The sequence below is a fragment of the Zhongshania aliphaticivorans genome (assembly GCF_902705875.1).
Taxonomy (GTDB): Bacteria; Pseudomonadota; Gammaproteobacteria; order Pseudomonadales; family Spongiibacteraceae; genus Spongiibacter; species Spongiibacter aliphaticivorans_A.
In genome coordinates this window covers 2,677,799-2,699,181 of the sequence record NZ_CACSIK010000001.1, presented here as the reverse complement: position 1 = coordinate 2,699,181, position 21,383 = coordinate 2,677,799, and the positions used below count along the sequence as shown (strand labels likewise).

Below are 21,383 nucleotides of genomic sequence, written 5' to 3'. Positions count from 1 at the left end.
AATAATGGCATTACCAGAATTGCTCGCCCAGAAATTACGCCTACCCATGGTGGCGTCACCGATGTTTATTGTATCTACTAAGGAACTGGTCGTTGCCCAGTGTAAGGCGGGTATTGTTGGCTCTTTTCCTTCGCTGAATGCGCGCACCACCGAGGCATTTGAAGAGTGGCTGCAATACATTGTTGCTGAATTAGCGGCCTATGATGCCGAGCATCCCGAGGCCCCAGCAGCGCCCTTTGCCGTTAATTTAATTGTTCATAGAACCAATCCTCGTGTTGAGGAAGATTTGGCCCTGTGTGTGAAATATAAGGTGCCGATTATTATTACCTCCTTGGGTGCAAGGGAAGACGTCAACGAGGCTGTACACAGCTACGGCGGTATTACCTTTCATGATGTGATCAACAATAAATTTGCTAAAAAGGCCGTGCAAAAAGGCGCCGATGGCATTATTGCCGTTGCCGCTGGTGCGGGTGGCCATGCCGGTACGATTTCGCCGTTTGCCCTGGTACAAGAGATTCGTGAATGGTTTGATGGCCCACTGCTGTTAAGCGGCTCTATGTCGACAGGCCCTGCGATTCTGGGCGCCTTGGCCATGGGTGCAGACCTCGCCTATATGGGCTCGGCTTTTATCGCGACCGAAGAGGCGAACGCGGTTGACGAGTATAAGCAGATGATTACTGAGTCTGGCGCGGATGATATTTTCTATACCAGTGCGTTTTCGGGTGTCCATGGCAATTACTTGCTGCCATCTATTGTTGCTGCTGGCGTTGATCCTGCGACCTTAGAGAACGGTGACCCTTCCCAATTAGCGAAGCTCAGTAATACCGGCGACGATGTAAAAGCCTGGAAAAATATCTGGGGTGCAGGACAGGGTATAGGTCCTGTGAAGAAGGTGGTTAAGGCCGCAGACTTGGTGGCAAGATTGTCAGCTGAGTTTGAACAAGCCAAACAATCCTTGCAGTCTAAAATCGCCTAACAATAAGAGAATACTGCGATGAGTTCAACTCCCAGCTTTATTGACACATGGCATGACGTTGTAAAAAGCGGCGACTCGCAGCGTATGCGTGATCTTATTCACGATGACGCGGTGTTTTGGTCGCCCGTTGTGCACACGCCCCTCAAGGGCAAAGACCTGGTTTGCATGTATCTCGATGCCGCAGGCAAGGTACTCGGTGACGAGAACTTCACCTATGTGCGTGAGGTCATTGGTGAACGTGATGCAGTATTGGAGTTCACCAATGAAATTGAGGGTATAAAGATTAACGGCGTCGACATGATTCACTGGGATGACGACGGCAAAATTATTGACTTTAAAGTGATGGTGCGGCCCCTAAAGGCTATCCAAATCATTCACCAGCAAATGGGCGCAGCGCTCGCCAATAAATGAAATACGCTGAGTAAGCAATGAGTAGTAAGCCAATAAGCGCTTCTTAATAGGGGCTCTTTTTTTTGCTCGTCGACAGCAAACACGTTTAGAGACTTAATCAAAATTCTAAACAATAGAGGTCGTATTAATAAAAGCTAAGGATGTGCTGTTTGCACTCGCTGCGGTTGCTTGGGCGCATAACCGGGACCGCTTCGCGATTATAAGCCCGCGTCTGCGTCTAAAACTTGGCGTTATTATCTTCGCTCAGTAGTGGTATCGTAATTGGGCAATAAGAATGGAATCTTGATGTATTTTATAAATAATGCGGTGTTCGTCATTAATGCGCCGAGACCAATATCCGGAAAGAGCATGCTTCAAAGGTTCAGGTTTTCCAATTCCTTCGAATGGCTCTCGCTGAATTTCCTTAACAAGCGCGTTAATCCGTTTTAGCATCTGCTTATCGGTCTTTTGCCAATATAGATAATCTTCCCATGCCTTCTCAGCAAAAATGAGCTTCACTCAATCAATTCCTTGGCTTGGCCTTGTCCATCCTCAAGTTCAGCAATTGATTCAATCAAACGACGTGTATTTTTAGGGCTTCGCAACAAATAGGCGGTTTCTTCCAATGCCTGATAGTCGGCCATCGAAATCATTACCACGGCACCTTCGCCCTTGCGGGTAATCGCGATCGGCGCATGGTCGTTACATACCTGCTTCATAGTTTTGGCAAGGTTGCTTCGGGCGGAGGTATAGCTTATGCTTTCCATTCTATAATCCTGTACATGTACAAAAAATCGTACTTATTTTATCCGCGCATAGTATGTAAAGCAATAGGGCGGTTTCACCGCCGCGTCTTTCAAATGCTATTGAAATTGATGGAGTGGCGTAGAATAACCAAGAGTGGCAAATTCTTTTCCCGTTTGCTCGCGCCAAATCACATCCACCACTGCAACCCACGACATATTATGTTGAAGCCCTCAACGTAAGCCCATACCAGTATAATAAAACCGACTAGCCATGTTTGGTGCAGCGAAAAACAAGACTGGTAACGGATACTAGAAGGGGCAGCGGTCTATGACGCGCAGCCATAGGCAGTTAACAAGGCAATGCGCCCGACAAGCGGGTGATTGCGGTGTTAGATTGATAAACTGGCTTTAAGTATGAGTAAGGCAATTAATATATTGGAGGAAAATATGGGGACTTTAAAAAAACAAACGGATGCCAAAATTAAAGCAGGACGACAAGCTAACCCTGAGTTCATGAAAACCGTGGATGAGATTATTGAAAAAGCTAAGGCATTTCAGCAAGGCAGTAATGCACTCGAACTGGACCAAACCGCTCCTGATTTCTCATTACCTGATCCTGAAGGTAAATTAATATCGTTGGGTGATTTACTAGCTGAAGGCCCCCTTGTTGTTACATTTTATCGTGGTAGTTGGTGCCCTTATTGCAATTTACAGCTCAGGGCATTACAGGCAAGGTTGCAGGAAATTCATACCTTAGGCGCACAGTTGCTTGCCATCAGCCCTCAGGTGCCGGATGGTTCAATGACAAGTGATGAGATTGATGAATTGGACTTTTTAGTATTGTCAGACCAAGACGCAAGAGTTGCGTCACAATTTGGTGTGGCATGGGAAGTGCCAGAGTTTCTTGCTGAGCATATGCGAGTAGATCGTAAGCTCGATCTTGATGTTATCAATAATGGCAACGGTAATATCTTACCTATTCCGGCCACGTTTATCATAGGGCGTGACGGAAAGGTCCTATGGCGATATGTCGATGTTGATTATCGCACTCGCTCAGAGCCAGATGACATTATTGAAGTATTGAAAACAACGAGAGCATAATCTTAATAGTTAAAGTTGTTGACGGTTTTTGTTCCATAACATTTACGTAACTATCATTTTCCACTTATGTAAGCGTTAGTACTCATAAGGAGTTGAGATGAATTTCGAAGAAATGTCCGAGCAAGAAATACTTGAAATAGCCAATCCCATCATGGATAGGCTGATGAAGGCGTCAACAAATATTGACTATGAGGGACATGTTCAAGACTTTAATAAGAGAATGCTAAGGATCGTTACAAGAGATTATCTACATGAAGTCTGTGTGAAGTATCAGGCAGAGAAAGGTTTCTTTGCACAACGAGAGCCCGTTGCGGTATTTAGAAGGCCCGAATCCGCCGCTATTATATGGAAGCAATATTACACAAAAGCGCCGGGAGAGCATGTGGCAGAAATGGTCTTGGTTTATGAAGATGGTCGTTTCTTAGTAGATCACGCCATGGTGTTTTAATCGTTGCTAAGACGTGCAGGCAATATCTCCCGTCTAGGTCTCCACTCCGCCATTTAGACCTTATTGGTTCACAAGCCACTGTTGCTTGTATTTAGATAAGGCAACCGGCGTGATCCCCAGATAAGAGGCGATGTGGTATTGCGGGATACGTTCAAATAAATCGGGAAAGTTGCGAACAAACTGCTGAAAACGCTGCTTTGTCGTCATGGTGAGTAGTTCTGCCTCACGTCGTTCATTGCGTATCAGCATCATTTCGCAGCTGTATTTATGGAGGCGCTGCCATGCGGGCGAGGTATCTGTGGCGGTGGCTGAAATACCGCCTAGGTCGATACTGACCAGGGTGCTGGGTTCCAGTGTTTCTATGGCGAAGCGGCATGGCTCATCTAGGATGATTGCGCTGAGGCTGCCGACTATATGGTTGTTTTTGTAGAAGCCTTTGTTTAATTCTTTGCCGTCGGGGGTGATGTAGTAGAACCGCACTAGGCCATCGACGATGTAATAGTGACGGGTGGATTTTTCTCCCACAGATTGCAGCGAGTATTTTGCAGGAACTGTTTTTACGCTCAAGTGTGGCAGTGTTAGCTTCCATTGATCTTCTGGGAAGTCTAATAGCTGGTCGAAATGTTGGCGCATATTGGCCAGTATCTGTTGTTCAGTCATTGTCATGGCAACTGCCCGTCCATAACCGCCTCACTCCTAGCTCGCTCATCATTGCTACCTTATTCGCAGAGGTGGCAAGTATAGCGCTTTGCGTGCCGAAGCGAGAACTTTCAGCTAAAGAAGCGAGGCGGCTGACTACTTATTGTGCTTTGTATTGTTCTACCAAACGTTTTTTATAGAGTTTGCCATTGTCCATTCTTGGTAGTTCGGCGGTGAAATCAATGGACCGCGGTGTCTTAATTTTACTGAGCCGTTCTCGCGTCCACTCTCTTAATGATTCAGCCAGTGTCGGTGAGGCCTCTTCTGGGTGCAGTAATTGAACCACCGCTTTTACTTCTTCGCCAAACTCCTCGCTTGGTATACCGAAAACAGCCACATCGGCCACTTGGGGGTGGGTAATAAGCAAGTTCTCAATTTCTTGAGGGTAAATATTGACGCCACCACTGATGATCATAAAGTTCTTACGATCTGTTAAATACAGAAAGCCATCGTCATCGGTGTAACCCACATCGCCTAGCGTTGACCAACCATTTTTATCATGGGCGCTGGCGGTTTTTTCGGGTTCGTCAAAATATTCAAATTCCACCCCGTTGGCAAAATACATTGTCCCAATTTCGTTTGCGGGTAATACCTGGCCGGTATCACTGACAATGCGAATTTCTCCCACTAAGGCTTGCCCAACCGAGCCCTTATGGGTCAACCAGGATGCAGAATCAATCATGGTTATGCCGGAGCCTTCTGAGCCAGAATAATATTCGACAATAATAGGCCCCCACCAATCGATCATTTGTTGCTTGATTGCCACTGGGCAGGGTGCGGCGGCATGTATCGCAAATTGTAAACTGCTGATGTCGTATTGATTGCGCACTTCGGCAGGGAGCTTAAGCATCCGAATAAACATAATGGGCACCCACTGGCTGTGGGTGACCTGATATTTTTCTATGTTTTTTAAGGCTTGTTCTGGATCAAATTGCTGCATAACAACACAGCTGCCACCAAGCTGCATGACAAGCAGGCTGTAGTGCAGCGGCGCGGCGTGATAAAGCGGGGCCGGAGATAAATAAACCATGTTTTCATTGAAGCCGAATGCGGCGGCCAATGCCGCCATACTGGGGTGGATGTCATGAATGCTGTCAATGGGCAGCACCCCTAATATGCCCTTGGGTTGCCCAGTGGTGCCTGAGGAGTAAAGCATCGGCATACCCAAGCATTCGTCGCTTATGGGCGTGGTAGGCTGGCGATCTAACTCATTTCGCCAGCTTGCAAAGGGGGTTTTATTATTAGCTTCTCCGTCGACATTGTAGAGATTCTTTAGCTCGAGTAGTGACTCGCTAAGTGGGGACAGTTCATCGAGAAATTTATTGGATGTCACCAGCAGCTTGGCGGTACAGTTTTCCAAAATATAGGAGATTTCTGACCAGCGAAGGTGGGTGCTGATGGGCGTAAAAATAATACCACTGCGGTTTGCCGCTTGGGCGACTTCAAGGAGTTCTCGGCGATTCTCCAGCATCAAGGCAATATGGTCGCCTTTACGCAATCCCAGCGAACGAAATAAATGCGCAATGCGATTGGATTCCTGATCTAACTCTAGGTAGCTGACCGACTCCCCTGTTTCGGCAATTAAAAATGCGGATTTATTGGGGTGAGATTTTGCGGTAGTGCTGATATGAGGCATGGCGAAGATCCTTGTTATATTTATTAAGTATTTTTGCTCGCGTCAGCAAGATTATAACTAAGGCTTGCCGGTTTTGGCGACGGTTATCGTACCTAAATACCCGCCTATTATACCTTGCAGTTGGTAGTATGTTGCATAATGTACTAATGTAATACAATGGTTTGTTTTAACCTATTTACCTTGCTTTACGGCGGTCCTTGTTTGTCTGCTTAATTGGCGGAAAACAGTTATTTATTTGAGAGTGTGATAATGCGCAAAGGAAGCGATGAAAAGACAATGCCCCAGACCGATGAGGCATTGGTAAATAAGATTATTGATCAGACTTTGGCTTTGGATGACGACGCAATGCTGAAGATTGCAGATAAGTATCTCTCTGTATTGCGTAGCTTCTCAAAACCTATTGTTACAGGACAGGAGAATATCCCCACCACCCCCACGTTATTTGTAGCTAATCATTCCACTATGGCAGGAGATACCGTTGTTGTTATGCCTCTGCTTGCCGAGGCCGCGGGTCGATTGGTGCGAGGTATGAATGATAGGATGTTCTATCAAAATCCACGCCTGTGTGATTGGTCGGTAAAAAGTGGTGGTGTCATGGGCCATCCAGCAATTGGCTCTGCCTTGTTTGCGGCCGGTAAAGATATTCTGGTGTTTCCCGGCGGGGCTTACGAAGCGAATAAAAATGTTGATCTACGCTATACCGTGCAGTGGAAGGAGCGTACTGGTTTTGTGCGCCTTGCTGCAAAGCACGGTATTCCTATTGTGCCGGTGGGCATAGTGGGGCCAGATGACTGGTATGATCGTTATTTGGAGAGGGACGATCTAGCCGAGTCTGCTTTGGGCAAGTTATTACAGCGCGCAGGAGTATCTAAGGCGTTTCTTCAGTCGGATCTAGCGCCGCCAATACCCCGTGGTTTTATGGGGACCTTGTTGCCGAAGCCACAGCAAGTTTTTATTCATTTTGGTAAGCCGATCAAGACGGGGCGCTTCAAGGGCAAAAATATTAGCCAGGCAAGCCAGTTCAAAATTCGTGATCAGGCAAAGGAAGGTTTGGAGTCTGTGATTGAGAAAATGTTGTCCTTGCGAGAAGAGCTGAAAAGTTCTAAAAAAGGTATAATTTCAAAATTATTAAACAAGGATTGAAAGCATAATTTCGGTGACTGTTTTAACAGAGCATTGATGAGTGGCAAAAAAAAATCGGGCATGTTCAGTATAATATTGAACGCATAGGGGTTTTATGAAAACAGGCGTTAATCAAGTGTTAGGCCATCAAGATCTGTTGAACTTTATTAGCTGTGAAAAGCGCGATGAAAATTGTTATTTGGGGCAGAGTCAGGAGTTTGGTGGTGGCCGCATATATGGCGGTCAAGTAATGGCACAAGCACTCGAAGCGGCAAATGATACGGTAGATGATGTGCGGGTATTGCATTCAGCCCACGCCTATTTTTTGCGTATGGGGGACTCTAGTCAGCCTGTTGAATACCAAGTTGAGCGCTGTCGAGATGGTCGCAATTTCTCTTCGCGGCGGGTGGTTGCTGTTCAAAATGGCAAACAAATTTTTCATCTGTCGGCCTCATTTCAATTGCCTAATGCTTGCCCTGAGTACAGCCGGGAATCTTCAGTCCCGGTTGATTTGTTGGCAAAAAAAGTCGCTGCAACACCGCTAGTGCCATCGCAATTTCAAGCTGAATATTTTGATGCCTACATTCTTGATCCCGATGAAAGAACGTCACCGGGTTCTTTTCAAATGTGGGTGAAGGCTAAATCGCCCTTACCTAAGGCGCAGCATATACACCTTTCGGCTCTCGCCTATATCTCTGATATGGGCGTCATTATGTCGATGATCCATCCTCATGAGCCGGAATTATCGGGGATGAGTGGCGATGTTTTGACGCCATTGGGTTACTCGGTTGCCTCCTTAGATCATGCGATTTGGTTTCACCGGCCATTAAACGTTAATGATTGGATTTTTTATGATTGCCGAGCGGAGTCGACTGGGGGCGGACGGGGGTTTAGTGTCGGTCGAATCTATTCTCAAGACGGTGTCTTGCTTGCAAACACAACTCAAGAAGGGCTAATCAATAAATCTTGATGAGCTTCTTATCAATCTCTGTGATCACATAGTAATAATGAATAATAAGGGAGGCACATCGTGACGCCAAACAAACGTCTTGCCCTGACACTACCGTCGCCAGACGGCACAGTAGCAGGTTCAATCGCCGCTGCTCAGCAGGCTGAAGCCCTTGGTTATCAAGACGTTTGGCTGGCTGATGCCGGTGGCTTGGATGCACTGACACTCGCGCCACTGCTACTGGAACACACTAAAACATTACGTGTTGGCATAGCGGTGATTCCCATATTTACTCGCACACCTGCGGTGTTAGCGTCGACATTTTCTGTTTTGGCGCAAGCTTATCCCGGTCGCTTTATACCTGGTTTGGGCACTTCGAGCCACGCGATTATTGAGGGCTGGCACGGCCTGCCTTTTGAAAAGCCGGTATCTCGCACACGGGAAACAATGGCGCTGTTGAGAACGATATTGGCCGGTGAAAAAACCCATTACAGCGGTGAGATATTGCGTAGTCATGGTTATCGTCAAGCCGCTATTGATGTGCCGGTCTATCTTGCTGCTTTACGTCCGCGCATGCTGGAAACGGCGGCAGAGATTGGCGACGGTGTGATTTTAAATTTGTATCCTCGCGGCGCCTTGCCGAAGATTATTGATCATATACGTGTTGGTGCTGAACGCGCTGGTAAGAACCCAGATACAGTGGAAATCGTCAGCAGGCAGATGACTGTCGTAACTGAGGATAAAGCGAGTGCTAGGGCGGCGTTTAGAGCCACATTCAGCGCCTATTATTCAACGCCTGTGTACAATAAATTTCTTGCTTGGTGTGGTTATGAAGATGCCGCTCGTGAGATCCGTGAAGGTTGGGCGAGCAAAGACCGAGAGCGTACCGCTGCCGCGTTGCCTGATGAATTAGTGGATGATATTGCCTTTATCGGTTCTGCGGGTGAATGTCAGCAAAATATTTCATGGTGCGCAGATCAAGGCGTACACACTCAGATTATTTCTTGTGTTCAGCCTAGTGCAGATATTTATTCTAATACGGTTAAGGCCTTTGGCGCAGAGCAATTTGTTATATAGCCAATCTTTGCGGCTAGGGTATTCCCTTTTTATCCGCTTGGGGGCGGTCACGGTGTTAAAGCAGGTTTCAATTGGTGTGTTGAGTACTACTTTATAACAAACTGATCGAGACCTTCCCGAATGATAATTAAGCTGCGCCTAATAACAGAGGCTTATTTAGCTGGGGGCGTTGTATCGCTTGCCGCTTCGGTAAGGATGTGGTCTGGTGTTTCAAACATGGCCTTTAGCATTTCTTGAGGCAGCATGAATTGAGGTTTTGAACCATCTACAGGTGGATTCTGGACCGGTGTCTCGGGGCTGTCATACTTCGCAGGGTTACGATAACGCGCGAGCTCTTCCTCAGATATACCTGCTTGAGTGACAACTTCGCTGTCTATCCACGTTCCATCTAGGTCTAAAGGGGCATTGGCCTGATCACTGGTTGAAATTTCGAGTGTTAGATTCTCTGGCCCTGCGAAATAGATTGAAGAGCAGAAACCGTGGTGAATGGGGCCCATAACGGGAACGCCGCGAGAGCGAATGCGGTCACGCAGCGCTAACATGTCTTCTTGAGTGTCAACGCTTAGGGCTAAGTGTTGCATGGTACCGGGGGCAGAAATACCTGCGCCGTGACCGGAGTGGGTTTCACCAATTTTAGTGTCGACTTTTTCGTTTCCGGGCACAAATACAAATGCAACTGAGGATTGTCCGAGGCGCATAAAGCCATGCCATGCGCCTTCTGCGCCATGCATCCAATATAGTGCGATAAGCTCCATACCTAACACATCACTAAAGAACTCGATCTGCGTTTTAATGTTGCCGGTAGAAATGGCGATATGGTGAAGTGCATTTGGTTGTGTCATAACTGTTATCCCATTATTGCTGTTTTATTGTTTTAGCCGGTTCTGCTTAATGCGCTATTTCGATTCGCCGATTAATTTTAACGCGCGGGCGATGAGTCTGAGCGCAGAGTCGTGCAGCCGCTCGGCCACGTCTTTGGGCGCTTTGCCGGCGCAGTATCGTGCGTAAGTGCCTTCCAATATGATGGCCAGTTTGAAACAGCCCAAAACACCGTACCAAGTGATATTGCTCAGGTCACGGTGTGAATGTTTGCCATAGTGTTCGATCAACTCTTCAATACTTGGCCGCACATCCCAGTCTGCGCCTTCCAGAACCAGTGTGTCTGTGCCGTCTGGCTCTGGCCAAGTAGCGATGATCCAACCAAGGTCGATGAGTGGGTCGCCGATGGTGGCAAGTTCCCAGTCAATTAAAGCCGCGACTTCGCCGCTGTCAAACTTGAACATGACATTGCCGAAATGAGCATCGCCATGAAGTACGCCGGGTTCGAAGGTTGAAGGGCAGTTGTCATCCAACCAGCGAGCGATAGTATCAATGCTCTCGGCATTGCCGAGGCCGGGCCATTCGGGGTATTTCTTGTAGCGCTCTAATTGGTCTAGCCAGCGCGGCGCCTGTCTTGTTAGGTAACCTTCAATTTTGCCGAAGTCCTCTAGGCCAACCGCTTTGTAGTCAACCTCGCCGAGTGCGGTTAGGGCCTCAATATGTGAGAAGGCCATTCTGCGTTGCATTTCTTCGCTGGACTTGTGTAGTTCCGGCAAGCTATTGAGCACATTAAACCCGATGATGGGTTCCATTAAATAGAAATTGGCACCCAGTACCTCGGTATCCTCGCAGGCGGCGATAAATCCCGGATGCGGCACCTTGGAGCCGGCCAGAGCAGAGAGTACTTTCGCCTCTCTCTGCATGGTTTTGTTGGAATTTACTCGGGTGTGGACTGGCGGGCGACGAAGAACATAGGAGCGGCCCGCTCGATCAAATTGCAATAGTATATTTTGCGTACCACCGGTTAGCAGGTGCGCATTGCTAATGTCTCCGCTGCCCAAATTTTGGGAGTCCATCCAGTGTGTTAATGCATTTAGGTCAACTGCTTCACTAATGGTGTTCAAATTGCGCTCCGGGTCTGTTGCCTGATGTACTCGAGAGGCACTTACCTCTTGTTTATTTTTATATTGTATTACAATAATACATAAATTCAAGAAAATAAAGTATTAGATTAGACTAGCTCATAGTATTTGGGGTTGTTTAATATGCTTGATGGGCAATGGGAGGATGCAGTAAAACGGCTGCATTAAGCCGCGCAATTAAAAACTGCAGAGCGGGGTGTTAGCCCGCGCCCATTAATAATAGGCCACTAATAAAGATGACGCCGGTAACGATAAATATCATCACGGTATACGCCATGATTTGGCGCAGATGAAGACCGGCAATCGCCAACAAGGGGATTGTCCAAAAGGGCTGGATCATGTTGGTCCATTGATCGCCATAGGCGATGGCGAGAACAATAACAGAGTGATCTACCTGTAATTGATTGGCCGCCTCGATAAAGATTGGGCCCTGTACTGCCCACTGGCCGCCGCCGGAAGGAATAAAAAGATTAACTAGGCCTGCAGACAAAAAGGCGCCAATGCCAAGTGTTTCTGCGGTGGCTGCGGACACAAACCAGTCTGAGATAACGGTGACCAGCCCTGTGCCTATCATCATACCGAGAATACCGGCGTAAAAGGGGTATTGCAGAATAATGGGGCCAACGGTGGCGCTGGCATTTTCTATTAAGCGAACGTAATGCAGTGGTGAGCGGGCGAGTAGTAATCCAGCGCCAACAAAAGACCAATTAACAATATCCAGCGTTAAGAAAAAGCCTTTTTGGTAATAGCTATAAGCAATATAAAGTAATAAGGCGAGCCCCAGTATTGATGATAAGGCGCGCATATTTTCAAGTTTTTGAGCGGGGGTTTCGATGTTGTTACTGACTTGTTCTGGTTGATTTGAATCCTTTAATAAGGCGGGGTCAATTTCTAGGATTTCATCTTCTGTTGGTCGCATCATTGGGCAGAGCACGGCGATTGCGGCAAGGGTGATCAGGACAAGAATGCCATTTTCTGCTGTGAATATTGTTTCGGTAATTGGCAAGATGCCCATTTCTGCTTCTAAGGAATGGCCCGGTGTTGCCACAAATAAGGCGGCGGAGGCCGAGTAGCCCATGTGCCAAACAACGAAGCCTGCATAGGCAGAGGCGACCAGTAAGGGGTAGTGCACACGAATGCCGCGCTTATTACACTGGATGGCGACTTGGCGGGCAATTGTCGCGCCGGCAACCAAGCCCAGAGACCATGCAATCAATGACCCTATACCTGCTGTTAGCGCAACTAGGGCGTAGGCGGCGGCTGCGCTGCGGGGCAGTGCGCCAATGAAGGCGAGCACGCGCTGCACGCGGTCGGTATGGGCAAGGGCGTGGGCGCCTAACAGGGTGATACTCAATTGTGCGGTAAAAGATAGCAGGCTTGGCAAGCCGTCGCCCCAGGCTTGTAATGCAACTGCAGGGGTTGCGTCGGTAACAGCGACAGCCAAGCAAAAGGTCAGTAATGACATGAGTACCGCAAACACAAAGGGGTCTGGGTAGTAGCGCTCTACAAACGTGGTGAAGGGCTTAATCAACCAAGAGGGGATTTTCATTATAATAACCTCAGCTATTCGCCTTAATCCTAGCGCCTGTCAGTGGGCTTCGTCTACGGGAATAAAAAAGGCGCCAAAGGACGCCAAGTGCGCGAGTTTAACGTGGCGATATCGCTGCCAAGTTAAGATATTCGCGTCTGCCGCAGTATTGCTAGGTTTCCCAAGCCATTTCTAGGATGTCCATTATTTGGCTGGCATCGGTAATGGGTCGGGGGTTATTGCGAACAAAATAGCTGGGCAGTGCCGCCTTGGCCATTTGTTCAAATTGGTCTTTCTTAGCGCCAGCGGCCTTGAGGCTGTCCGGTAAGCCCAAACGTCTTATCAGGGCAAGTACGGCGTCTGCAGCACTGCTTTGCGGAGCACCCAAGGCTTCGGCAATCCACGCGTCGCGCTCGCCAGAAATTTCAGCGTTATACCGCAATACGGACGGCAGCATGGCGCAGGAACAAATGCCATGTTGTACCCCCGCTACCGCGCCGACTTGATGGCCAATACCGTGGCTGGCACCGTAGGGTGCGCGCATCAGGCCGATGGTGGCAGCCCAAACCGCAAACTGGCAATTTTGAATAGCCTCTAAGCTCATGGTTTTCTGGTCGCCAGCTTGAAGAGACTGCCCAAACAGGCGCAAGGCATGCAGGGCTGGGCCATCGGTAAACGGCGTGGCGCCAAGCGATAAAATGGTTTCTACGGCGTGATCCACGGCGCGCATAGCAGTGGCTATCCACAGTTCATTTGGGGTTAGTCTGCATAGCTCGGCATCGTAAATAATACTATCGGAGCACATCTGTGGATGGGTGTAGATGTCTTTGATATTGCGCTGGGTATCTACCGCGCCACCTATGGTGCCAAATTCAGCGCCAGATAAGGTCGTTGGTATTGCCACTTGGCGTAATATTGCGTCGGGTGTAAACGGTGCCACCTGCTCACCGTGTTCATTCATGGCAACCCGCAGGGCGGCGATTTCGTCGGTGCTTTGCGCATCAGCGGCATCGGCGAGGGTGGCGACCTTTACCGTATCAATGACGCTGCCGCCGCCAATGGAGACGATAAGATCAGGCTTCTCGCTGGCAAGAGTCCGGCGCAACTCCAGAATACTGTCCAAGGGAGCATGAGGCTCAATCTCATCGTAAACATCTATCAAACGCTCGCCGAGCTGCTCCCGTAAACTTTCAGTAGCGCCAAGACGTCGATTAATAGAGCGCGACGAAACCACAAGAACACGGCTAGCATTTCGCCGCTCTGCCTCTGCGGCGGCGGCCTTGCCGGCTTCCTGTCCAAAGATCACCCGCTTTTGGTCGAGGAAGAAATATTCGCCGTTTTTTATCATTGTCAGTTTCCTGATATCTCTTTTTATTTAGTGCTCAGTGCCGGTCGGATTATCCGTTTCTGAGTATCCGTTTGGCAATTGCCCAGCGGTGTACTTCAGACGGGCCATCGTAAATACGGAAGGCACGGGCTTCGCGGAAGACCCATTCTACTACCGTATCTTGGGTAATACCTGAGCCGCCCAAGATTTGTACGCAGCGATCGGCGACTCGGAATACGGCCTCGGACACAGCTGTTTTGGTGACGCTGGATTCATGACGACCTTTTTCGCCTTTGTCTAGCGCCGCGGCCGTCCACCAAATCATTAATTGGCTTTGCTGGATGTCGATCTCATTGTCTGCAAGCATAAAACCAATGCCTTCGTGCTCGCCAATGGGCTTGCCAAACGCGTGGCGATTACGTGCGTAGTCGCAGGCAATTTCATGTACTCGGCGCGCCGCACCAAGCCACCGCATACAGTGGGTGAGTCGCGCAGGAGCAAGCCGTACTTGCACATAGCGGAAACCTTCGCCGACTTCGCCAAGAACATTCTCGGGGGGAATACGGAGGTTTTCAAAAGTGACTTCGGCGTGACCACCGGTGAAGCTATTGTCGATAGTATCTAGCTCACGGCTGATTTTAATACCGGGCTGATCCATGTCAGAGATTAACATCGTTGGCCCGCCGGGCTTATCGCCGTCAGCCTGTACGTCGCAGAAAATAATGGTGAAAGACGAGCCTTTAGCGCCAGTAATAAGCCACTTTACGCCGCTAACAATGAAATCATCGCCGTCGTAGTGGGCTTTGGTCAGCATGCCCGATGGGTCAGCGCCGGCACCGCCGGGTTCGGTCATACAAAAGTTTGAACGAATTTCACCCGCGGCAAAAGGCTTTAACCAGCGCTCTTTTTGCGCCTGGGTTGCAACGCGATGCAGCAGGTTCATATTGGCTTCATCGGGCGCCGCGCAGTGCAGTGCAATCGGTCCTAAGGGGGAGTAACCTGCGGCATCAAATACCACCGCGAGGGTTGTATGGTCTAACCCCATTCCACCCCATTCTGTGGGTACGTGGGGCGCAAACAAGCCAGCTTCTCTGGCCAAATCATTTAGCTCTACACGCAGCTCGTCGGTTGGCCCATGGGAGGTCAAGCGCGGGTCTTTCTCAAAGGGAATGACCTTGTCGACCACAAACTGTTTAACACGTAGTTGGAGTTCGATTTGATCTTCTGTTAAATCAAAATTAATCATTTTGCTGTTCCTGTACCGTTACATTAGGGTGATGCCGCCATCGACTAGCAGCATCTGACCTGTGACATATGACGCCATTGGCGAGGCGAGAAAGAGGGTGGCATTACCCATTTCCTCGGGTTCGCCCCAGCGCTTAAGGGGAATTCGTGCAGACGATTCTTTGTAGACATTTTCATCTTGCCAGCTGCGTTGGGTCAGCTTGGTTTTAACAAAACCCGGGGCAATGCCATTAACCCGAATGCCCTTGCGAGCCCAAGCTTGGGCCAGGGATTTAGTCAGGGTTAACAGAGCGCCTTTACTGGCGCTGTAAGCGGGCTGGCCGGGGGTGGCGATAAAGCTGGATGTTGAACCGACCAAGACGATGGTGCCTTCCCGCTCATCATTGCCCTGCAATAAGTCGCGAAAACTGGTGCACAGGTGCATAACGCCGTTTAGATTGACATCCATCACCTTGCGGAAGGTCTCAATCTGATACTCCGTACCGCCATAGGCGACAATCCCGACGCTAGACACCAAAATGTCTAAGGCCTGAAAGCTCGCTGCAAAGGCATCTACCGCGGCGCTATCTGCCACGTCTAGGGAGTGGAATGTGAGACCGTCTAGAGCTTGTTCGTCGTAGTCCGCTGCGGTGGCGCGGGTGCCGGTAATATGTACGGTCGCGCCAGCGTCTAGCAGTTTGTGAGCGATGCCTAGGCCAATCCCGCTGGAACCTCCAGCAACTAAGGCCGTTTTGCCCTGTAGGCTTATTTCTACTGTCATTGTATTAATCCGCTTTTTAGTGGAGCGCTGTGGCTAGGGCGTGTATTAATTTTGTTCGCGGAGAATGTTTCTGCGAATTTTGCCGGTGACTGTTTTGGGCAGCTCGTCGGTGAAGGCAATGCGGCGTGGGTATTTATACGGCGCGGTGCTTGCTTTCACATGATTTTGAAGTTCTTTGATGAGGGCTTCATCACCCTCTGTGCCATTCTTTAGCGTGACCCAAGCTTTGACTAATTCACCCCGTTCTTCATCGGGGATGCCGACCACGGCGCATTCTTTAACCGCGGGATGACTGCTCAGGGCGTTTTCAACTTCCTGGGGGCCAATGCGATAGCCGGATGAGTTGATAATGTCGTCGGCGCGGCCGGTAAAAAACACATAGCCATCACTGTCGATTTCTACATTGTCTCCGGTGGCAAACCACTCTTTACCGTTGAGTTCTATGCGGGTTCCGGCGGTGCGCTCGGGGTCTTGCCAGTAGCTCAGCATGACCTGAGGATTGGGTAGGCCGATCAGCAATTCGCCGGTAGCAGAAATTGGTTTTGCTTCGCCGTCGCTGGTGCGTACGGCGATATTGATGCCCGGCAGTGGCCGGCCCATTGAACCCGCTTTTATCGGCCGGCCGGGGCGATTGGTGATCGTCATAAGGGTTTCGGTTTGACCGTAGCCATCAAGCACGTCGGTGCCGGTTAAGGTTTTCCAGCGGGTCAGAATTTCTGGGTTAACCGATTCGCCGGCGGATACGGTCTGGCGTAAATGGCTTAAGTCATAGCCCGATGCGTCTTCTAGTACCAGCTGGCGCAGCTCGGTTGCCGCCGCACAAAAGCAGGTGACTTGGTGACGAGACAGTAAATCAAAGCGCTTAGCCGGTTCAAAAGGGCCATCGTAAAATAATACTGCGCTGCCGCGACTCCATGGCCCAAAAAGAATACTGGTGCCAGCTTTAGACCAGCCGGTATCTGCGGTACACCAGATACGGTCACTTGGGTTTAGTTGTAACCAGTGTTCGGCTGAATTTTCCCACGCCCATAGTGCGCGTGAGGCGTGAGTAACGCCCTTAGGGGAGCCGGTAGATCCCGATGTGTAATAAATAATCGCCGCATCATTAATGCCGACGACGGCGGCGGGAAAATTCGCTGGCAGTGCCTTGGCTTCGCTCAGGCTGGTCCAGCCGGCGGGTGCATCACCTACGCAGATTCGGGTCGGGATACCGCTAATATCGTCAAATTTTGCGCATTCGGCTGAGGTGGTAATTACCCCCTTAACGCCAGCGTGGCTGGCGCGATAGTCGAGGTCCTTGGTGGTCAGCATTGTAATGCAGGGAATAGGGATGGCACCCATTCGTAATACCGCGACCATCGCAATTTGCCATTGTGGAATGCGTGGAAGCATAACAATGACGCGGTCGCCCTGAACAATTCCGCTGTCCTTTAGTAAATTAGCCAACTGACAAGATTGCTTGGCAACCTCGGCAAAGCTATAGGTTTGCTGTGCGCCCTTAGCATTTTCGGCAATCAGAGCCAATTTGCTGGGGTCTGCGGCCCAACGATCGACCACGTCGCTAGCAAAATTGAATGTGGCTGGAGGCTGCCAGCTAAAATCTATGTCTGTTGCGTCGTGAGAGGGCGCGTTATTATTGTTCATACTGTACCAATTTATCGCTTTGTCTTTACTGAATTTATTACAATGTAATATTGTAAGACAAAATATTCAAGGGGATTTTAATATTGACCATGCAATTTGATCGGCAGCAGTGAAGTGAGCTTGTGTTTTCTTGTTAGCCCGTCAGTAGGTTTGGGCGCAATACCAAGCCGCTATACACAAGAGTTAGTTTTGTTAGCTTGTTTTTTTGGAAATCCGAGTAGCCGCATATGAATTTCAGCCTAGCGTCAGTTAAAGGCAAACAGTCTGCAGATTTGCTTTTTGTCATTGTTACTCTGCTTGCGGCCATTAGCTGGATATTTTCTAAAGAAGCGGTTGCCATTATGCCGCCACTATTATTTATGTCGGCACGTTTTCTTATTGCCGCTGCGTTTTTAGCACTAATTGCTCACCATCAACTGCGAGCCTTGTCAGCGGCGAGTTTGTACCGCTGCGTTAAGGTTGGTGTTGTTTTTGGTATTGCAATGAGCCTGTGGGTACTTGGTCTTGCTGCGTCGAGTCATGTTGGGGAGGCTGCTTTTTTGGTGAGTTTGGCGGTGGTGGTAGTGCCAGTAGTCGGCAAGCTTTTTTTCAATGAACCTGTTCCAGGCAGTACATGGGTGGCTCTGCCTATCGCCTGTTCTGGGCTTGCGCTGTTATCGCTTAATCAGGCACTTAAGTTAGAGCTTGCTCAATTGTTGTTATTGGCCGCTGCGACGCTGTTTGCGATTTACTTTAATCTCAATACCCGTGCAGCCAACCCGATAACTAAAGTCGGCAAAGATGGCCAGACAACCAGTATTCCGCAAGTGCCGGTGTTGGCTCTAACCACCTTAGTGTTGGCCATAGTGGGAGTGGTAACGGGATTCTTTTCTCTGTTAAGCGAAACGTGGCATATTGGCAAACTGATTTCATCGCCAATGGTATGGTTGTGGGTAATGTTGTCGGCAACCGTTGGCACAGCGATGCGCTTTTATGTACAGACATATGCGCAGAGTTTATCCCCTTATAATAATGGCGTAGTCATTATGGTGTTAGAGCCAGTGTGGACCTCATTGATAGCGGCAATGTGGTTTAAGGAAAGTATGACGCTTATACAATTATGCGGTTGCCTATTGATTTTTGTGGCGCTGCTTGTAAATCGTTGGCGCAGTGTACAGCAGTTTTTGAAGCAGCTTTTGCGATCTTAGTTGTGTTGCAGGATGTGCTTGTGATCGATGTATTTCCGGTAAGAGGTATGGTTGTGTGATTTATATTGATGTGGGTCTACGATCAAGAGATGGGGGCTAAGAAAACATAGGGGGGAGCTAGTCTTGCTAACATCGACAGATGATTCCACGACACACGCTCAAGCTATGAAATATTTAGGGGGTTAATACCCTTCCGAATTATGTGTCTTAGATAGGAAGCCTTATATGATATAAGCTTCAGTTTTCATATTAAGCTGTTAGCTGCTTCAAAAGGCTTCCATGTCGATTTTAATTGAGAATAACAATGAATATAACTAAGCATTTTCAACTTCTTTTCTATAGTTTTATTACTTGGCTTAGCTTTTATCTTATCGGCTTGCCTGAGTATTATCAGCAATGGCCGATAGGGGCAAAATTAGCTATTTTACCTATAGTGACAATTTTGTATTTTCCCATAACTAAATTCTCCCTGAAAAAGTATTGGGATGATGGGAAACATGTGATTAATTCATGTTGGCTTGCGTTTTATCTAACATTCCCTTTGTTCGTATACGACTATTTGTTGTTGGCAAAGTACAAAGATTTAGGTATTAGTTTTGTCATTCCTTATTGGTATTTAACATTCTTTTATTTTTCTTTTTGGATACAATTTCCGTACATCGGTTGGCGCCTAGAAAAATCAAAGGAATACAGCTAGCAATTCACGTGAAAGGAGTAATAGCCAGCTGGTTATTGCTCCTTTGTCGCTAATTTTAGCTGCCTTTTAACCCGATATCATGGGGTTGTGCGGGCAGTTAACTGATTACTTTCAAAGTCTAATCTAGGAATATGTCATGGTTGAGGGAAGTTGTCTTTGTGGAAAGATTGGCTATCAAGTCGAAATCAATCCAGATAATGTGCTGAACTGTCATTGTAAGTTCTGTAGAAAAGCCCATGGCGCGGACTATGCAACCATGGCAATAGTTGATGCTTCAACATTTAAGCTCATTGATGAAAATGGGTGCTTAAAAGAGCATCAGAGTGGGGCTGGTGGTTATCGAGCATTTTGTTCTGAATGTGGAACAAGATTAATGAACTATTCCCCAGATAGAAAAAGCTTTTTTTGCGTTTCATTATCAACCGTGGATACAGCGTTGGATTTGAAGCCTGTTGCTCACATTAATGTGGAATCAAAGGCGCATTGGTGTGAGCCCTATGAAGGTATTCCTCAGTTTAGTGCTTTTCCGGAAAGCTTATGATTCATAGTGAAATTCATCGATCAAATCGCGCAGGTTGGTTACGAGCAGCAGTACTCGGTGCAAACGACGGAATTGTATCTACAGCAAGTCTTATTATTGGTGTGGCCGCTGCGAGTACTGCTCATGAAGGGATTCTTCTCGCAGGCGTGGCTGGACTAGTTGCCGGTGCGATGTCTATGGCCGCGGGTGAATACGTGTCGGTTAGTTCGCAGTTAGATACTGAAAATGCAGACCTCGAAATTGAGAAAAAATCGCTTGAACAAAATATAGATGCTGAAAAAGAGGAACTCGCTGACATATACGAAGGCCGGGGGCTGGATGCTGTTCTGGCTAAGCAAGTTGCCGAGCAGCTAATGGCTCACGATGCACTTGGTGCGCATGCAAGAGATGATATAGGTATATCGGAGAATGCAAGCCCTCAGCCCATTCAAGCTGCGTTTTCGTCGGCAGGTACGTTTACAGTGGGTGCTGCACTTCCCTTGCTTGTAGCGTGGGTTGTGCCAGGTAATCAACTTATTTCTGTTGTTGCCATTTCTTCACTGGTTTTTCTCGCTCTACTTGGCGGTATTGCAGCGCGTGTTGGCGGCGCGTCAATTATTGTGGGTGCCGTTAGAGTTACTTTCTGGGGTGCGCTCGCCATGGTGCTAACCGCAGGCGTAGGCCGAATATTTGGTGTTGCTGCATAAAATGGTATTTATAAATCGTGCGCATATCTTTCAGAACAACTGAGGATGGGCTCAAGTTGACACCAATGGCAGCGCATCATACTTAAGGCTTTTTAAGTCGGAGCGCATCTTCGTCGTGTTTGCCATCCGTTACCTGTAGATTTTTTCGCGCACCATTCTGAGTGCAATAATTATTGCGAAAAAGTACATTTGATTATCAGCGCTGAGAGGAATAAGCCAAAGCCAAATACGGCATGGTTGATGACGCTTTGTAGTCTAACTGAGTTTGGCTTGGGCGTCCGACACGCAGCAAACCCTGCTCCCATTCCTGGCTGCAATATAAAGAAGGGAGCGACAACGGTGGCAATGCCCACTGTGAGAGCAGGGCCAATCGATGGGTTGTGTATCCACTCCGTCCCACCAGTGATGACTAATAGGGTGGCATAAGCTATGCCTATTGCATAATGCGCCGTCCATCCAATGAGCTGTTCACCACGAAAAGGGTCCGATGCTGCAATGTTCGTGTGGTGAAATTGCCCGTATTTCATGTAGGCGATCCAGCGTCCCACCATTCCCCAATTGGTGGGTGGAATGTTAAACATCTGTTTCCTTAATAAAGACCATAAATCCATCCCGGCCGTTGCGCCAATTCCGATTAAAATTGTAAAGATCAGTTCGTTCATA

General features: G+C 48.4%; 23 protein-coding genes. 11 read left to right on the top strand and 12 right to left on the bottom strand.

The features are described 5' to 3' along the window. Positions 1 to 4: 4 nt before the first annotated feature. The gene (locus tag AELLOGFF_RS12145) at positions 5 to 976 is read left to right on the top strand and encodes an NAD(P)H-dependent flavin oxidoreductase (RefSeq protein WP_159268987.1); all 972 of its coding nucleotides are present in this window, start codon (positions 5 to 7) and stop codon (positions 974 to 976) included. Positions 977 to 994: 18 nt separating this feature from the next. Continuing rightward, complete coding sequence (locus AELLOGFF_RS12140; RefSeq protein ID WP_159268986.1) at positions 995 to 1,387, top strand: nuclear transport factor 2 family protein; 393 nt, start codon at positions 995 to 997, stop codon at positions 1,385 to 1,387. Positions 1,388 to 1,630: 243 nt separating this feature from the next. Here the strand turns inward: AELLOGFF_RS12140 and AELLOGFF_RS12135 are convergent, their stop codons facing one another. Next, a complete protein-coding gene (locus tag AELLOGFF_RS12135) occupies positions 1,631 to 1,885 on the bottom strand; it encodes a Txe/YoeB family addiction module toxin (protein ID WP_159268985.1) in 255 nt (84 codons plus the stop codon). After that, positions 1,882 to 2,133, bottom strand: a complete 252-nt coding sequence (locus tag AELLOGFF_RS12130) for a type II toxin-antitoxin system Phd/YefM family antitoxin (protein WP_159268984.1) — start codon at positions 2,131 to 2,133, stop codon at positions 1,882 to 1,884. The genes AELLOGFF_RS12135 and AELLOGFF_RS12130 overlap by 4 nt, the downstream gene beginning before the upstream one ends. A 393-nt stretch (positions 2,134 to 2,526) precedes the next feature. Here AELLOGFF_RS12130 and AELLOGFF_RS12125 point away from each other — a divergent pair, with 393 nt between their 5' ends. Together AELLOGFF_RS12125 and AELLOGFF_RS12120 are read left to right on the top strand one after the other, a co-directional pair. Continuing rightward, positions 2,527 to 3,213, top strand: a complete 687-nt coding sequence (locus tag AELLOGFF_RS12125) for a peroxiredoxin-like family protein (protein WP_200842659.1) — start codon at positions 2,527 to 2,529, stop codon at positions 3,211 to 3,213. 97 nt (positions 3,214 to 3,310) lie between these two features. Then, entirely contained in the window at positions 3,311 to 3,661 is a 351-nt protein-coding gene (locus tag AELLOGFF_RS12120; RefSeq protein WP_159268983.1) for a hypothetical protein, read from the top strand. A gap of 60 nt (positions 3,662 to 3,721) precedes the next feature. On the opposite strand, the gene AELLOGFF_RS12115 is transcribed toward AELLOGFF_RS12120, so the two are convergent. Continuing rightward, complete coding sequence (locus AELLOGFF_RS12115) at positions 3,722 to 4,327, bottom strand: Crp/Fnr family transcriptional regulator (RefSeq protein ID WP_159268982.1); 606 nt, start codon at positions 4,325 to 4,327, stop codon at positions 3,722 to 3,724. Between the two features lie 133 nt (positions 4,328 to 4,460). Next, the gene (locus AELLOGFF_RS12110; RefSeq protein ID WP_159268981.1) at positions 4,461 to 5,996 is read right to left on the bottom strand and encodes an acyl-CoA synthetase; all 1,536 of its coding nucleotides are present in this window, start codon (positions 5,994 to 5,996) and stop codon (positions 4,461 to 4,463) included. Positions 5,997 to 6,245: 249 nt separating this feature from the next. Here AELLOGFF_RS12110 and AELLOGFF_RS12105 point away from each other — a divergent pair, with 249 nt between their 5' ends. From AELLOGFF_RS12105 to AELLOGFF_RS12095, 3 genes are all read left to right on the top strand, one after another. Continuing rightward, a complete protein-coding gene (locus AELLOGFF_RS12105; RefSeq protein ID WP_159268980.1) occupies positions 6,246 to 7,139 on the top strand; it encodes a lysophospholipid acyltransferase family protein in 894 nt (297 codons plus the stop codon). A gap of 94 nt (positions 7,140 to 7,233) precedes the next feature. Further along, positions 7,234 to 8,088, top strand: coding sequence for an acyl-CoA thioesterase (locus tag AELLOGFF_RS12100; RefSeq protein ID WP_159268979.1), 855 nt, complete (start codon positions 7,234 to 7,236; stop codon positions 8,086 to 8,088). 60 nt (positions 8,089 to 8,148) lie between these two features. Then, positions 8,149 to 9,144 carry an LLM class flavin-dependent oxidoreductase gene (locus AELLOGFF_RS12095; RefSeq protein ID WP_159268978.1) on the top strand — a complete coding sequence of 332 codons (996 nt, stop codon included), beginning with the start codon at positions 8,149 to 8,151 and terminating at the stop codon, positions 9,142 to 9,144. 152 nt (positions 9,145 to 9,296) lie between these two features. Here AELLOGFF_RS12095 and AELLOGFF_RS12090 read toward each other — a convergent pair whose 3' ends face one another. From AELLOGFF_RS12090 to AELLOGFF_RS12060, 7 genes are all read right to left on the bottom strand, one after another. Continuing rightward, on the bottom strand, positions 9,297 to 9,986 hold the full coding sequence (locus tag AELLOGFF_RS12090) for a VOC family protein (protein WP_159268977.1): 690 nt from the start codon (positions 9,984 to 9,986) through the stop codon (positions 9,297 to 9,299). 54 nt (positions 9,987 to 10,040) lie between these two features. After that, positions 10,041 to 11,087, bottom strand: a complete 1,047-nt coding sequence (locus tag AELLOGFF_RS12085) for a phosphotransferase family protein (protein WP_200842658.1) — start codon at positions 11,085 to 11,087, stop codon at positions 10,041 to 10,043. A 217-nt stretch (positions 11,088 to 11,304) separates the two neighbouring features. Then, positions 11,305 to 12,654: a short-chain fatty acid transporter gene (locus tag AELLOGFF_RS12080; RefSeq protein ID WP_159268976.1), complete on the bottom strand. Its 1,350-nt coding sequence runs from the start codon at positions 12,652 to 12,654 to the stop codon at positions 11,305 to 11,307. Between the two features lie 151 nt (positions 12,655 to 12,805). Further along, positions 12,806 to 13,981 carry an iron-containing alcohol dehydrogenase gene (locus AELLOGFF_RS12075; protein WP_159268975.1) on the bottom strand — a complete coding sequence of 392 codons (1,176 nt, stop codon included), beginning with the start codon at positions 13,979 to 13,981 and terminating at the stop codon, positions 12,806 to 12,808. A 49-nt stretch (positions 13,982 to 14,030) separates the two neighbouring features. Next, positions 14,031 to 15,206 carry an acyl-CoA dehydrogenase family protein gene (locus tag AELLOGFF_RS12070; RefSeq protein WP_200842657.1) on the bottom strand — a complete coding sequence of 392 codons (1,176 nt, stop codon included), beginning with the start codon at positions 15,204 to 15,206 and terminating at the stop codon, positions 14,031 to 14,033. A gap of 18 nt (positions 15,207 to 15,224) precedes the next feature. Further along, entirely contained in the window at positions 15,225 to 15,965 is a 741-nt protein-coding gene (locus AELLOGFF_RS12065) for an SDR family NAD(P)-dependent oxidoreductase (protein ID WP_159268974.1), read from the bottom strand. 45 nt (positions 15,966 to 16,010) lie between these two features. Continuing rightward, positions 16,011 to 17,609 (bottom strand): acyl-CoA synthetase, encoded by a 1,599-nt coding sequence (locus AELLOGFF_RS12060; protein ID WP_159268973.1) that lies wholly within the window; start codon positions 17,607 to 17,609, stop codon positions 16,011 to 16,013. Positions 17,610 to 17,836: 227 nt separating this feature from the next. On the opposite strand from AELLOGFF_RS12060, the gene AELLOGFF_RS12055 reads away from it, so the two are divergent. From AELLOGFF_RS12055 to AELLOGFF_RS12040, 4 genes are all read left to right on the top strand, one after another. Further along, a complete protein-coding gene (locus AELLOGFF_RS12055; protein ID WP_159268972.1) occupies positions 17,837 to 18,796 on the top strand; it encodes a DMT family transporter in 960 nt (319 codons plus the stop codon). A 304-nt stretch (positions 18,797 to 19,100) separates the two neighbouring features. Next, positions 19,101 to 19,493 carry a hypothetical protein gene (locus tag AELLOGFF_RS12050; RefSeq protein ID WP_159268971.1) on the top strand — a complete coding sequence of 131 codons (393 nt, stop codon included), beginning with the start codon at positions 19,101 to 19,103 and terminating at the stop codon, positions 19,491 to 19,493. Positions 19,494 to 19,629: 136 nt separating this feature from the next. Next, the gene (locus AELLOGFF_RS12045) at positions 19,630 to 20,034 is read left to right on the top strand and encodes a GFA family protein (RefSeq protein WP_159268970.1); all 405 of its coding nucleotides are present in this window, start codon (positions 19,630 to 19,632) and stop codon (positions 20,032 to 20,034) included. Further along, a complete protein-coding gene (locus AELLOGFF_RS12040) occupies positions 20,031 to 20,720 on the top strand; it encodes a VIT1/CCC1 transporter family protein (RefSeq protein WP_159268969.1) in 690 nt (229 codons plus the stop codon). The genes AELLOGFF_RS12045 and AELLOGFF_RS12040 overlap by 4 nt, the downstream gene beginning before the upstream one ends. Positions 20,721 to 20,890: 170 nt before the next feature. Here the strand turns inward: AELLOGFF_RS12040 and AELLOGFF_RS12035 are convergent, their stop codons facing one another. Beyond that, positions 20,891 to 21,382: a DUF2938 domain-containing protein gene (locus AELLOGFF_RS12035; protein WP_159268968.1), complete on the bottom strand. Its 492-nt coding sequence runs from the start codon at positions 21,380 to 21,382 to the stop codon at positions 20,891 to 20,893. Position 21,383 lies beyond the last annotated feature (1 nt).